Annotated in this window: 13 protein-coding genes and 1 riboswitch; of the genes, 9 read left to right on the plus strand and 4 right to left on the minus strand. The window is 67.3% G+C overall.

Translation table 11 applies throughout. The features are described 5' to 3' along the window. The first annotated feature begins 30 nt into the window (after positions 1–30). The gene (locus PMI14_RS14390; RefSeq protein WP_007855514.1) at positions 31–1284 is read left to right on the plus strand and encodes a CaiB/BaiF CoA-transferase family protein; all 1254 of its coding nucleotides are present in this window, start codon (positions 31–33) and stop codon (positions 1282–1284) included. Positions 1285–1478: 194 nt separating this feature from the next. Further along, complete coding sequence (locus tag PMI14_RS14395) at positions 1479–3080, plus strand: methyl-accepting chemotaxis protein (RefSeq protein ID WP_007855515.1); 1602 nt, start codon at positions 1479–1481, stop codon at positions 3078–3080. 23 nt (positions 3081–3103) lie between these two features. Here the strand turns inward: PMI14_RS14395 and PMI14_RS14400 are convergent, their stop codons facing one another. From PMI14_RS14400 to PMI14_RS14410, 3 genes are all read right to left on the minus strand, one after another. Continuing rightward, positions 3104–3619 (minus strand): 6,7-dimethyl-8-ribityllumazine synthase, encoded by a 516-nt coding sequence (locus PMI14_RS14400; protein ID WP_007855516.1) that lies wholly within the window; start codon positions 3617–3619, stop codon positions 3104–3106. Between the two features lie 181 nt (positions 3620–3800). Then, a riboswitch (FMN riboswitch) is annotated at positions 3801–3996 on the minus strand. Positions 3997–4081: 85 nt separating this feature from the next. Further along, positions 4082–4567: a hypothetical protein gene (locus PMI14_RS14405; protein ID WP_007855517.1), complete on the minus strand. Its 486-nt coding sequence runs from the start codon at positions 4565–4567 to the stop codon at positions 4082–4084. Between the two features lie 123 nt (positions 4568–4690). Beyond that, on the minus strand, positions 4691–5668 hold the full coding sequence (locus PMI14_RS14410) for a LysR family transcriptional regulator (RefSeq protein ID WP_007855518.1): 978 nt from the start codon (positions 5666–5668) through the stop codon (positions 4691–4693). Between the two features lie 148 nt (positions 5669–5816). On the opposite strand from PMI14_RS14410, the gene PMI14_RS14415 reads away from it, so the two are divergent. From PMI14_RS14415 to PMI14_RS14445, 7 genes are all read left to right on the plus strand, one after another. After that, complete coding sequence (locus tag PMI14_RS14415; protein ID WP_007855519.1) at positions 5817–6827, plus strand: TRAP transporter substrate-binding protein; 1011 nt, start codon at positions 5817–5819, stop codon at positions 6825–6827. Between the two features lie 76 nt (positions 6828–6903). Beyond that, positions 6904–8685 carry an IlvD/Edd family dehydratase gene (locus tag PMI14_RS14420; RefSeq protein ID WP_007855520.1) on the plus strand — a complete coding sequence of 594 codons (1782 nt, stop codon included), beginning with the start codon at positions 6904–6906 and terminating at the stop codon, positions 8683–8685. A 50-nt stretch (positions 8686–8735) separates the two neighbouring features. Then, complete coding sequence (locus tag PMI14_RS14425; protein ID WP_007855521.1) at positions 8736–9950, plus strand: fumarylacetoacetate hydrolase family protein; 1215 nt, start codon at positions 8736–8738, stop codon at positions 9948–9950. 24 nt (positions 9951–9974) lie between these two features. Continuing rightward, positions 9975–10559, plus strand: a complete 585-nt coding sequence (locus PMI14_RS14430) for a TRAP transporter small permease (protein ID WP_007855522.1) — start codon at positions 9975–9977, stop codon at positions 10557–10559. Beyond that, positions 10556–11836 carry a TRAP transporter large permease subunit gene (locus tag PMI14_RS14435; protein ID WP_007855523.1) on the plus strand — a complete coding sequence of 427 codons (1281 nt, stop codon included), beginning with the start codon at positions 10556–10558 and terminating at the stop codon, positions 11834–11836. The genes PMI14_RS14430 and PMI14_RS14435 overlap by 4 nt, the downstream gene beginning before the upstream one ends. Positions 11837–11923: 87 nt before the next feature. After that, positions 11924–12244 (plus strand): hypothetical protein, encoded by a 321-nt coding sequence (locus tag PMI14_RS14440; protein ID WP_007855529.1) that lies wholly within the window; start codon positions 11924–11926, stop codon positions 12242–12244. 306 nt (positions 12245–12550) lie between these two features. After that, positions 12551–12883, plus strand: coding sequence for a low molecular weight protein tyrosine phosphatase family protein (locus PMI14_RS14445; RefSeq protein ID WP_035203855.1), 333 nt, complete (start codon positions 12551–12553; stop codon positions 12881–12883). 25 nt (positions 12884–12908) lie between these two features. Here PMI14_RS14445 and PMI14_RS14450 read toward each other — a convergent pair whose 3' ends face one another. Then, complete coding sequence (locus PMI14_RS14450) at positions 12909–13844, minus strand: class I SAM-dependent methyltransferase (RefSeq protein WP_035203851.1); 936 nt, start codon at positions 13842–13844, stop codon at positions 12909–12911. Between the last annotated feature and the right edge of the window lie 121 nt (positions 13845–13965).

Genomic DNA, 13965 nt, shown 5'->3' on the forward strand with positions numbered 1-13965 from the left:
TTCACGATTTGCAGTTCCTGATCGAATCCTATGAGCACACCTCCTGTCGGCGCCCTCGATGGCATCAAAGTCCTGGACCTCTCGCGCGTGCTGGCGGGCCCGTGGTGCACGCAAATCCTGGCGGACCTGGGGGCCGACGTGGTCAAGGTGGAGCGCCCCGGCGCGGGCGACGACACGCGCCACTGGGGCCCTCCCTTCCTCAAGGATGCACAGGGCAATGACACCACGCAGGCCAGCTACTTCACGGCCTGCAACCGCAACAAGCGCTCGGTCACCATCGACATGGCCACGCCCGAGGGGCAGCAGCTGATCCGCGACATGGCGCTGCAAAGCGACATCGTGGTCGAGAACTTCAAGGTGGGAGGCCTCAAGCAATACGGCCTGGACCACGCCAGCCTGCGCGCGCTGAACCCGCGCCTGGTCTACTGCTCGGTCACCGGCTTCGGGCAGGACGGGCCGTATGCCGAGCGTGCAGGCTACGACCTGATGATCCAGGCCATGACCGGCATGATGAGCATCACCGGCCGGGGCGACGCCGAGCCCGGTGGCGGCCCGTTGCGCGTGGGCGTGGCGCTGACCGACCTGTTCACCGGTGTCTACGCCAGCACCGCCATCGTCGCCGCGCTCAACGTGCGCCACCGCACGGGCGAGGGCCAGCACATCGACATGTCGCTGCTGGACGTGGGCATGGCCATCCTGGCCAACCAGGCCGCGGGCTTTCTGGCCACGGGCAATGCACCCACGCGCCAGGGCAACAGCCACCCAAGCCTGGCGCCCTACCAGGACTTCCCTACGCAGGACGGCGCCATGCTGCTGGCCATCGGCAACGACGGCCAGTTCGCGCGCTTTTGCGCCGCCGCCGGCCAGCCCCAGTGGGCCAGCGACGAGCGCTTTGCCAGCAACACGCTGCGCGTGAAGCACCGCGCCGAGCTGATCCCGGCCATGGAAGCCCTGACGCGCACGCGCACCACGGCCGACTGGATCGCCCTGCTCGAAGACAAGGCCGTGCCCTGTGGCCCGATCAACACCATTGCCCAGGCCTTCGACGATGCCCAGGTCAAGGCACGCGGCCTGGCCGTGGCCCTGCCGCGCTGGAAGGACGGCGAGGCTGGCGATGGCGTGGCCCACATCACCGGCGTGGCCAGCCCGCTGCGCCTGTCGGCCAACCCGCCCACGCTGCGCAATGCGCCACCGGCCCTGGGGCAGCACACCGACGAGGTGCTGACCGAGCTGGGGCTGGATGCGGCGCGCATTGCGCAGCTCCGGGCGGCCGGCGTTCTGTAACCACGGCGCACGCCCGCCACTCCCAGGCCTGGCCTTGCAAGCCAGGCCTTTTGCATTCCGGAGCACAGGCCAGGTACCGGCCAATCCCGCAAAAAAGCCGGACACAAACATTTACAACGCCCATAATGCAGTGGAGTGCCCTGGCATCCCGACTGCCAGGCTGCGGTGATCTGTGGAATCCAAGGAGTCCCGTCATGAAGCTCAGCCTCAAGCTCCCCCTGGCCTTTACCGCGTCGCTGTTGCTGCTGTTTGCAGCCGCCATGTTCGGCATCAGCCGCCTGAACCAGGCCCTCGATACCTACCAGACCGCCGTAGCGCAAAGCTTCCAGCACGAACGCATGGCGTCGGATGTGCTCAATGGCTTCAAGGTGCAGGTGCAGGAATGGAAGAACGTGCTGATCCGCGGCAAGGACCCGGCCCAGCTCACGCGCTACTGGGCTGCCTTTGAAAAGCAGGAAAAGTCGGTCAGCGACCAGGCCCAGAAGCTGCTGGCCGCCCTGCCCCCGGGCGAAGGGCGCGAGCATGTGGCGAAGTTCGTGCAGGCCCACGAGCGCATGGGTGCGGCCTACCGCAAGGGTTTCGAGGCCTTCAAGGCCGCCGGGCAGGACGTGGAAGCCGGCGACAAGGCCGTGCAGGGCATGGACCGTGAGCCCTCCCAACTGCTCGACCAGGCGGGCGAGCTGATCGGCAAGGCCAGCACCGGGGTGGCCGACCGCGCGGCCGCCAGCGCATCGCAGGCCACCACCATCAGCCTGGCAGTGATGCTGGTGGTGTGCGCTTTGGGCATTGCCGGGGCCATCGTGTTCAGCCGCACCGTGACGCAGCCGCTGGGCAATGCCGTTCTGGTGTCTCAGGCCGTGGCGGGCGGCGACCTCACGGTGGCCACCGAGGTGCGCGGCCGGGACGAGATCGCCCAGTTGCTCAACGCCCTGCATGCCATGCAGGGCAGCCTGTCCAGCGTGGTGAGCAATGTGCGCACCAATGCCGACAGCGTGGCCCTGGCCAGTGCCGAGATCGCCCAGGGCAACAACGACCTGTCGGCCCGCACCGAGCAGCAGGCCAGTGCGCTCGAAGAGACCTCAGCCTCGATGGAAGAACTCAACTCCACCGTGCAGGCCAATGCCGACAACGCCCGCCAGGCCAACCAGCTGGCGCTCAATGCCTCCACCGTGGCCGTGCAGGGCGGTGACGTGGTCTCCGAGGTGGTGAAGACCATGAAGGGCATCAACGACAGCAGCAAGAAGATCTCCGACATCATCAGCGTGATCGACGGCATTGCGTTCCAGACCAACATCCTGGCGCTGAACGCGGCGGTGGAAGCCGCCCGGGCCGGAGAGCAAGGCCGCGGCTTTGCCGTGGTGGCCAGCGAGGTGCGCAGCCTGGCCGGTCGCAGTGCCGAAGCGGCCAAGGAGATCAAGAGCCTGATCCACGCCAGCGTGGAGCGGGTCGAGCTGGGCACGACCCTGGTCGACAAGGCGGGGGCCACCATGACCGAGGTGGTGGCATCGATCCGCCGCGTGACGGACATCGTGGGCGAGATCAGTGCGGCCAGCAATGAGCAGAGCCTGGGCGTGTCGCAGGTGGGCGAGGCCATCACGCAGATGGACCAGGCCACGCAACAGAACGCGGCCCTCGTGGAGGAAAGCGCGGCTGCGGCCGACAGCCTCAAGGTGCAGGCCCAGCAACTGGTGCAGGCCGTGGCGGTGTTTCGCCTGCACCCGGGTGCAGGCCAGGCCCAGGGCAGCGGGGCCCAGATCGCGCCCTCGCAGCGGATCCCCAGGCTGGCAGCAGGCTGAGGAGCGGACTGCCTACCCGTTCATCAATCCCCGTGCGCTGGCTCCAGCGCGCGCAGATGGGCCATGGTGGCCAGGCAGGCCTGGGCCACTTCCGTGCCCTTCTTCACGAAGTGCTCGCGGAAGAAGCGCACATGCTCTTCGTGCTCATGGAAGTCGCGCGGCGTGAGCACGGCAGACATCACCGGCACCTCGGTGTCGAGCTGCACGCGCATCAGGCCATCGATGACGGCCGTGGTCACGAACTCGTGGCGGTAGATGCCGCCGTTGACCACCAGGGCGCAGGCCACGATGGCGTCATAGCGCCCGCTTTGCGCGAGTTTCTTGGCCAGAAGCGGGATCTCGAAGGCGCCGGGCACGTCGAAATGCTCGACCTGGCCCGCAGGCAGGCCATTGCGGCCGAATTCCGCCACGGCCCCATCGCGGGCCTGGTGAACGATGTCCCGGTGCCAGCTGGCGCAGATCACCGCGACGCGTTCGCCGCGAGAGGCGCCGCTGCCGGCAATGGCCGTGACTGCATGGGGAGGGAGAGGCTGATTCATGGATTTTCTCGTACGAAAGAAAAGGATTACCAGAATCAGGGCGCGCGCGAACAAGGCGTCTGCACACGGCATGGCGCACGCGCGGGCCCGCACCTGCAGCACCCGCCTACCCGAAGGCCGGCCGCGCCGAAGCGGCAATGCATCCACGCGGGCGCCCACACCGGCGGCAGGGCCCATGGCTTCGCGATCTCTTTCATCCGGACTGTGACCGTCGGCTCTGGCATCGCACCAGATCTGCTGACCCCGCCGCTCCTGGCATGCATCCGAAGACACCAGCCAGTTGCTGCAGGCGCTCGCGGGCTCCTGCACTGCCCTGGATGGCCCAAGACTGCACAGATACCGCCGGTGGGGAATTGCACCCCGCCCTGAGAACGCTGCCGGACTGAAAGAATTCGAGCCCGGCGGAATTATTCTAGGGCAAACCCTGAGATCGTGCAGTCACCTGCAAGACCAGCAACATGGTCAGCGCGGCTTTTCGAAACCGCCCTCGACCCAGGCCGTGGCAGTCGCCACGGTGAGTTTGAAGCCGGGCGACACGGGCACGCGCGCGATCTCCTCGCCCAGTTCGTCCTGGGCGCTCAGCGTCGCCGTGGCGCCCTCCTCGTCGGGCACGATGGCCAGCGCCACGCGCAGGCGCTGGCCCTGCGCCGTGGTGATGGCGAGGTTCTTGTTGAGCTGGGCGTGCAACTGCTGCTCGTGGCGGCGCAGCACTTCGCTGGCCGTCTTCACCAGGGTGTTGAACGCCGAGACGTCGAGCGGCTTGGGGTTCTTCTTGTCGCGCCCCATGGTCCAGGGCCCCACCAGCGCGGGCTCGGCCTCGCCGTGCAGGGTCATGGACACGGCCCAGCCATCGTCGTCCTCGTTCTTGATGACGCGCGCCATCCAGCGCTCGTCGCTCCACAGGCGCGCTTCGTTGATGGGTTCGGGGATGTCCTGATCGTCTGGCATGGGGGAGGTCCCGCAAGGATTCAATGGGAGAAAGGGCGCAGAGCATACTGGCCGGCAGCCGCGTCCATTTTCGAATAACCTTTTGTTATCGATGGAGCGCCTGGGGCACTGCAGGCGGCTCGCTCACGGTGCAGCCTCGGTGGGCGGGGCCGCCACTGCGCGCAGCACGTCGATGAACGCCTGCGCGGCCGGCGTGGGCGACTCGCCCAGCCGCGTGATGAGGCCGTAGTCCGGCATGCGGTCCGGCAGTTCCACCGGGATGCGCGCCAGCAGCCCCTTGTGGATGTAGCGTTCCACCAGGGCCGAAGGCTGCAGCGAGAGCATGTCGGTGGCCTGCATCATCTCCAGCGCGAACAGGAAGGAAGGGGTCTCGACCACGCCCGAGGCGAGGGCCAGCCCGTTGCGCCCGAAGATGTCGTCGGACACCTTGCGCAAGGCCGTGGAAGCGGGGTAGAGAATCCAGGGCCAGTGGGACAGCTCCGCCATGCCCAGGTCGCGCGCGCCGCGCAGCGGGTGGTGCACGCCCGCCACCACCTGCAGCGGCTCGCTGGACAGGCGCTCGTACTGGAACTGCGTTCTCTGCGCATCGTCGGTGAAGCGCCCGATCATGAGGTCGATCTTGCGCTCTTCCAGCCAGGCGACGAGCTGGTCGCTGCTCTGCTCCAGCACCTTGAGCACCAGCAGCGGGCGCAGCCGCTGTATCTCGGCCACGGAGGCGATCAGCACGTGCGCGGCGGACCCCGTGATGGCGCCTATCGTGAGGTGGCCATGCCCGCCTTGCTTGAGCGCATTGAACTCCTCGACGAATTTGCGGTGCCCGGCCAGCGAGGACGCGGCATAGCGCAAGGTGAAAAGGCCCAGCTCGTTGGGCCGCATGCCGCGCGAGAGACGCTCGAACAGGCGGGACTCCAGGATCTCCTCGATGTCCATCAGGATCTTGGTGGCCGCCGGCTGGGTGATGTGCATCTGCTCGGCCGTCAGGCGCAGGTTGCGTGTCTGGCCCAGGATGTCCAGAAACTGCAGGTGCCGAAAGCGCAGCCGCGCGCAGGCCTGGGCCATGGACAGGGGCTTGCCCGGGAACGGACCTGAAGTCATAAGCATTTGGAATGGATGCTAGCAAAAAAGTGAGTGGACCCGGGCAGGCCCAAAACCTAATCTCTGCCCTGCGTCCAGGAGGGTCCGCCAGAGACCTGAAGGTGCCGATGGGCCATCCCATCGTGTCCAAGCCATTCCATATTTGGAGACATTCATGAAGTTCACAACATTGGCCCTGGCGGCCACGCTCATGGCCGCCCTGGCCGCCCCGGTATCTGCGCAGACCAAGGAACACGTGTTCAAGGTGGGCATCGGCCTGAACGATGACCATCCCCAGGCGCTGGCCGTCAAGCACTTTGCCGAGCAGCTATCGGCCAAGAGCGGCGGCAAGCTGGTGGCCAGGCTGTATGCCAGCGGCTCGCTGGGCAACGATGTGACCATGACCTCGGCGCTGCGCGGCGGCACCCTGGAGATGACGGTGCCCGACAGCTCGACCCTGATGTCGCTGATCAAGCCCTTCGGCGTGCTGAACCTGCCACTGACCTTCAACAACGAGCAGGAGGCCGATGCCGTGCTCGATGGCCCCTTCGGCCAGAAGCTGCTGGCCAAGCTGCCGGAAAAAGGCCTGGTGGGCCTGGGGTTCTGGGAGAACGGCTTTCGCCACGTCACCAATTCGCGCCGCCCGATCACCAAGGCCGACGACCTGGCCGGCCTGAAGCTGCGCGTGATCCAGAGCCCCCTGTTCCTGGACACCTTCAACGCCCTGGGCGCCAACGCCACGCCCATGCCCTTCACCGAGCTGTATTCGGCGATGGAGCAGGCCGCCGTGGACGGCCAGGAGAACCCGCCCGCGACCATCCTGTCGAGCAAGTTCTACGAGGTGCAAAAGCACCTGGTGCTGTCGCGCCACATGTACAGCGCCTGGGTGCTGCTGATCTCTAAGAAGGCCTGGGACGGCCTCTCGGCCCAGGAGCAGAAGATCATGCAGGAGGCCGCGCGCGAGGCCACCCTGTTCGAGCGAAAGACCATCCGCGCTTTCGGCGACAAGGCCCTGGGCGAGCTCAAGAAGGCGGGCATGCAGGTGACCGAGCTGCCCCCGGCCGAGCAGGCCCGCATGCGCGCCAAGCTGCAGCCGGTGCTGGCCAAGTACGGCAAGGAGTTCGGTGAAGAGACCACCGGCGAGCTGAACGCCGAGCTGGCCAAGGTGCGCGGCACCGCCAAGTGATCCGGTCCCGGCCGGCGCGGGCACTGCCGCGCGCCGGCGCGAAGCCTCTCCTGTCTTTCCCCTTTCAAGCCACGCCATGCACAAGACACCCCGCCGTCCGTTCCGGTCGCGCGAATGGTTCGCCGACCCCGCGCGCTCGGACATGACCGCGCTGTACCTCGAACGCTTCATGAACTACGGGCTCACGCCCGAGGAACTGCGCTCGGGCCGCCCCATCATCGGCATTGCCCAGACCGGCAGCGACCTGTCGCCCTGCAACCGCATCCATGTGGACCTGGCGCGGCGCGTGCGCGACGGCATCCGCGATGCCGGCGGCATTCCGATGGAATTCCCGGTGCACCCGATCTTCGAGAACTGCCGCCGCCCCACCGCCGCGCTGGACCGCAACCTGGCCTACCTGGGCCTGGTCGAGATCCTGTATGGCTACCCCATCGATGCCGTGGTGCTGACCACGGGCTGCGACAAGACCACGCCGGCCGGGATCATGGCGGCCTCGACCGTGGACATCCCGGCCATCGTGCTCTCAGGCGGCCCCATGCTGGACGGCTGGCACGACGGCGAGCTCGTGGGCTCGGGCACCGTGATCTGGCGCAGCCGCCGCCAATTGGCAGCGGGCGAGATCGGCGAGGAGGAATTCCTGCAGCGTGCCTGCAGCAGCGCGCCCTCCGCGGGCCATTGCAACACCATGGGCACAGCCTCCACCATGAACGCGGTGGCCGAGGCCCTGGGCCTGTCGTTGCCGGGCTGTGCCGCCATCCCCGCGCCCTACCGCGAACGCGGCCAGATGGCGTACGAGACCGGGCGGCGCATCGTCGAGATGGCCTTCGAGGACCTGCGGCCCTCGCGCATCCTCAGCCGCGACAGCTTTCTCAACGCCCTGTCGGTGGTCAGCGTGGCCGGCGGATCGAGCAATGCGCAGGTGCACATCATGGCCATGGCGCGGCATGCCGGCGTGGACCTGCGGGCCGAGGACTGGACCGAACACGCCTACGACCTGCCGCTGCTGCTCAACATGCAGCCGGCCGGCAAGTTCCTGGGCGAGCGCTTCTTTCGCGCCGGGGGCGTGCCGGCACTGATGTGGGAGCTGCAGCAGGCCGGGCGCCTGCGCGGCGATTGCCTGAGCGTGACCGGCAAGACCGTGGCCGAGAACCTGCAGGGCCGCGAGACGCGCGACCGCGAGGTGATCTTCCCCTTCGAGGCGCCCCTGATGCACAAGGCCGGCTTCCTGGTGCTGCAAGGCAATCTGTTCGACTTCGGGATCATGAAGACCTCGGTGATTTCCGAGGCCTTTCGCCAGCGCTACCTGAGCCGGCCCGGGGCCGAAGGCATCTTCGAGGCCCGCGCCGTGGTGTTCGATGGTGCCGACGACTACCACGCACGCATCAACGACCCGGCGCTGGGCATCGACGAGGGCTGCATCCTGGTGATGCGCGGCGCCGGCCCCATCGGCTGGCCGGGTTCGGCCGAGGTGGTCAACATGCAGCCGCCCGACGCCCTGATCCGCCGCGGCATCACCACCCTGCCGACCCTGGGGGATGGACGCCAGTCGGGCACGGCCGACAGCCCCTCGATCCTCAACGCCTCGCCCGAAAGCGCGGTGGGCGGCGGCCTGTCCTGGCTGCAAAGCGGCGACACCATCCGCATCGACCTTGCGGCCGGCCGCTGCGATGCGCTGGTGGCGCCCGAGGAGATCGCACGGCGCCGCCGCGAACTGCCGCCGCCCCCGGTGCCCCGAAGCCAGTCCCCCTGGGAAGCGCTGTACCGCGAGAAGACCGGGCAATTGGTCGACGGTGCCACGCTGGACTTTGCCCTCGACTACCGCCGCATTGCCGAGAACACGCCGCGCCACAACCACTGACCAGCCCCGAGGCGGGTTGGCACCGATCTCGAATTTTCAAGGACTGACCGATGAGTGACACAACAGCGGCCGCCGTGGCCGGTGCGGCGACGCACGCCCATACCCTGCCCGACGATGGCCTGGCCGGCACCCTGGTGGGCCGCGCCTGGGTGGCGGGCAGCCCCCCCGGCCCTGCCGTGGTGGCGCTGCGCGCCGATGGCGTCTACGACCTGAGCGGTCGCTACCCCACCATGAGCACCCTGCTGGACATGCCCGACCCCGCCGAAGCAGCACGGACCACCCCGGGCCAGTACCTGTGCAGCGTGCCCGACCTGCTGGCCAACAGCCAGCCTGGCCTGCGCGATACCGCACGCCCCTGGCTGCTGGCGCCTTGCGACCTGCAGGTGGTGAAGGCCGCGGGCGTGACCTTTGCGGCCAGCCTGATCGAGCGCGTGATCGAAGAGCAGGCCCGGGGCGACGCCAGCCGCGCGCAAGGCCTGCGCAGCCAGGTGGTCGGCCTGATCGGCGACAGCCTGGCCGACATCCGGCCGGGCTCGGACCAGGCCATGGCCCTGAAGGCCCTGCTGCAGCAAAAAGGCCTGTGGTCCCAGTACCTCGAAGTGGGCATAGGACCCGACGCCGAGGTCTTCACCAAGGCCCCGGTGCTGGCCTCGGTGGGCACGGGCGAGGACATCGGCATCCGCGCCGACTCGGCCTGGAACAACCCCGAACCCGAGGTGGTGCTGGCGGTGAACAGCCGCGGAGACATCGTGGGCGCCAGCCTGGGCAACGACGTCAACCTGCGCGACATCGAGGGCCGCAGCGCGCTGCTGCTGGGCAAGGCCAAGGACAACAACGCCTCGTGCGCCATCGGTCCGTTCATCCGCCTGTTCGATGCCAGCTTCGGCCTGGACCAGGTGCGCAGCGAGACCGTGCACCTGCGCGTGGAGGGCCTGGACGGCTTCACGCTGCGCGGCATCAACACCATGGCCAGCATCAGCCGCGACCCGGCCGATCTGGTGGCCCAGACCCTGGCCGCGCACCAGTACCCCGATGGCTTCATGCTGTTCCTGGGCACCCTGTTCGCCCCCATCGAGGACCGTGACCAGCCCGGCGGCGGCTTTACCCACCGACTGGGCGACAAGGTCACCATCCACAGCGCCTGGCTCGGTGCCCTGCACAACACCGTGACCCACAGCGAGACGGCCCCGCCGTGGCGCTTCGGGATCAGGGCCTTCATCGCCAACCTGGCGGCGCGCGGCCTGCTGAACCCAACGCAGCTCTGAAGCACGCCCAACAAGGAGCCAAGCATGCTCGACACCTTTATCGACCGCTACGTGCGGGCCATCAACCTGCTCATCGCGCTGGCGCTTGCCGTGATGGTGGTGCTGGTCTTCGGCAACGTGGTGCTGCGCTACGTTTTCAACTCCGGCATCACGGTCAGCGAAGAGCTCTCACGCTGGCTGTTCATCTGGATCACCTTCCTGGGCGCTGTGGCGGCCCTCAAGGAGAACGCCCACCTGGGCACGGACATGCTGGTGTCCCGGCTGCCCGTCAAGGGCAAGAAGGTCTGCATGGTGCTCGGGCAGGTGCTGATGCTCTACCTCACCTGGCTCTTCCTTGTCGGAAGTTGGAAGCAGATGGTGATCAACTGGGACGTGGAGGCACCGGTCACCGGGGCCTCGATGGCCTTCTTCTATGCCTCTGGCGTGGTGTTCTCCGTGTGCGCCGGCTTCCTGCTGGTGCTGCAGTTGCTGCGGGTACTGACCGGCAAGGTCCGCGAGGACGACCTGGTGATGGTCAAGGAATCCGAAGAGCAGGCGGAGCTGGAGGCCCTGCAGGCCGAACTCGCCCGCGAGAACGCTGCCAACCACAAGCCAGGGGCAAGAGCATGACCGTGCTGATTTTTCTCGGCGGCCTGATCGGCGCCATGGCCCTGGGCATCCCCATCGCCTACGCGCTGCTGGCGGCGGGCGTCGGGCTGATGTGGCAGCTCGACCTGTTCGATGCCCAGATCCTGGCGCAGAACTTCATCAACGGCGCGGACAGCTTTCCGCTGCTGGCCGTGCCCTTTTTCATGCTGGCCGGCGAGATCATGAACGTGGGCGGCCTGTCGCAGCGCATCGTGAACTTCGCACTGGCCCTGGTGGGGCACGTCAAGGGCGGCCTCGGGTATGTGGTGATCCTGGCGGCGTGCCTGCTGTCCTCGCTGTCGGGCTCGGCCGTGGCCGACGCTGCGGCCTTGACGGCGCTGCTGCTCCCCATGATGGTCAAGGCCGGGCACAAGAAGGAGGTGTCGGGCGGGCTGATCGCGGCCTCGGGCGTCATCGGCCCCATCATCCCGCCGAGCATCGGCTTCGTGATCTTCGGTGTGGCGGCCAATGTGTCGATCAGCAAGCTGTTCATTGCCGGCATTGTTCCCGGCATCATGATCGGCATGGGCCTGGCGGTCACCTGGTGGTGGGTGGGGCGCAAGGAGGCCCTCGCCCTGCCCGAAAAGAAGAGCGCGGCCGAGATCTGGCGCGCGGCCCGCGAATCGGTCTGGGCCCTGACGCTGCCGGTGTTCATCCTGGTGGGCCTGCGCATGGGGGTGTTCACGCCGACCGAGGCCGCCGTGGTGGCGGCCGTGTACTCGCTGTTCGTCGCCAGCGTGATCTACCGCGAGCTGCCGCTGTCCGCCCTGCTGCCGATCTTCACCACCGCCGCCAAGACCACCGCCGTGGTGATGTTCCTCGTGGCGGCGGCCATGGTGTCGTCCTGGCTGATCACGGTGGCCAACCTGCCGGCCCAGATGGTCGAGCTGCTCAAGCCCTTCATGGGCAACCAGACCCTGCTGCTGATCGCGATCATGGTGCTGGTGATGCTGGTGGGCACCGCGATGGACATGACGCCCACCATCCTGATCCTGACGCCGGTGCTGATGCCCGTGATCAAGGCGGCAGGGATCGACCCGGTCTACTTCGGCGTGCTGTTCATCATCAACAACTCGATCGGCCTGGTCACCCCGCCGGTGGGCACCATCCTGAACGTGGTGGCCGGCGTGGGGCGCATGAAGATGGACGAGGTCACGCGCGGCGTGCTGCCCTTCATGGCCGCCGAGTTCGCCGTGATGTTCATCATGGTGCTGTTTCCGCAAACGGTGCTGGCGCCGCTGCGCTGGCTTACGGGCTAGGGCTTGCCAGAATTTTCTGGATACGGGCCGGCTTTTGGCTTGCAATCTCTTCTCCTGCCGCCACCAACCTCAAAGGAGAGATGCGCCATGCCCGATTTCCACATGCCCTTGTCCGGCCCCGTGAACCAGGCCTTCCAGTACTGGACCAAGATGACGATGGGCCAGGTGGGCCTGATCAACATCAACATGGGCAAATCCTCGGACCCCGAACTCGAGCAGAAGATCATCGAGGACGTGGGGAGCTACGGGCGCCAGATAGGACAGTTGAGCGATGCGCTGCTGGCCGTGCTGCAGCACATGAAGACCGAGTCCTGGGACGCAGAGTCGAGGGAGGCTGTGGAGGCTTTTCGGCAGCAGGTGAAGGAAGTGGCAAAGCTCAAGGAGCGCCACCAACGCGCCGGCCAATGATCCCAGGCCCCTGCCAAGGCGCAGGCGACGCGTCCGGCCTGGAAGGGTGTTGCAAGCGCAGGACACCCGGTTTGGAGGCACACCACAGTGGCGCTACAGTCGGGATGACTCCACTTCGATCCCTTCTGCATGCCCCCTGACCCCCAGCGCGACAAGAACTGGAAACTTCTGTACCGCCAGGCCGTGCAACGTGCACGGGCCCCAATCCCCAACCAGGCCGCCATCATTGGCGAACTGCTGCCAGGCCAGCCGCAGAGAGACCGCCTTGGCCAGCCTGCGCTCCAACCCGAACAACGGCTCCAGGTACTGTTCATCTGCAGCCGCAACCAGTGGCGCAGCCCTACCGCCGAAAAAGTCTGGCGCAACCATCCCCAGCTGTCCGTGCGGTCTGCGGGCACCAGCCCCAACGCACGGCACCCCGTGTCCGAACGGGACTTGCAGTGGGCCCAGGCCATCTTCGTGATGGAAGAAAAGCACAAGTCCCGGCTCCTGGCAGAGTTCGGCAGCGTCCTTGCGCACAAGCCCATCCACGTGCTCGACATCCCCGACGAGTACCAGTACATGGACCCGGATCTGGTGGCAGAACTGGAGCGCTCGGTCGGTGCCATTCTGGGAATCGATGGCGACACCACGCCTTGAACACTCCCACGTGAGCGGCGGCTGATCAGTCCGCCATGCGGTAGGCCAGCACCTTGAGCGAGCGCTCCTCCGATATATCGGCAAACACCGCCGGATTGGCCACGCGCTCGACAAACTCCAGTTCGGGCGCGATCTCGCGCATCTGGTCCTGCAAAAAGGCCGTGTCCAGTTCGGGCGCGTTCAGGCACAGCAGCGCATGGCCGCCCGGGATCAGCAGGTCGGGCAGGCGGCGCATCAGGCGCGCGTAGTCCTTGGTGGCGACGAAACTGCCGCGCTGGAAACTCGGCGGGTCCACGATCACCAGGCCATAGGGCCCGCCGCGCGTGATCTTGCCCCAGGTGGAAAAGATGTCGTGCGCGAGGAAGCTCGCGCCCGTGGTGAGGCCGTTGAGCTGGTGGTTCTGCTGGCCGATGGCGATGGCGCCCTGGGCCATGTCCACGTTGACCACCTGCTTGGCGCCGGCCTGCAGGGCCACCACCGAGAAGGCGCAGGTGTAGGCGAACAGGTTGAGCACCTTGAGGCCATAGCGGTCGGTGCTGCGCGCGGCGGCGTAGTCGCGAACCCAGCGGCGGCCCTCGGCCATGTCGAGGAACAGGCCATGGTTCTGGCCGCGGGCCACGTGCACGCGAAAGCGCGCGCCCTGCTCGCTCACCACATGCGGGTCGGGCACGCTGCCGGCCATCAGCCGGGTCTCGCTGCGGCCCTCGTGCCGGGTCTGGAAGACCCAGTTCAGCGGCTCGCCCGGGTGCAACTGCTCCCAGCGCGCGGCCAGGGCGGCGCCGATGGTGGCCAGGTCCTCCTCGGCCACGGGCTGGAAGCTGGTGAGCACCCACACGGGCGGGAACACATCCAGCACCCAGTGCTCGCAGCCCGGGTACAGGCCGCCGCGGCCATGGAACACGCGATGGGCGTCGGTGGGCAGGGGGGCCATCGTGGCGATGGCGTTCAACAGGGCTTGCATCAGAAGGAAGGGGGCAACACGGAGCAGGGAGTGTATGCACTGCGCACAATGCAAAACGCCCGGCGATGCCGGGCGTGTGCCTTTGAGCCCCCTGGCCGAATAATCCCGCCCTTTAAAGTCG

Origin of the sequence: Acidovorax sp. CF316 (genome assembly GCF_000276605.1) — a bacterium.
Lineage (GTDB): Bacteria > Pseudomonadota > Gammaproteobacteria > Burkholderiales > Burkholderiaceae_C > Acidovorax.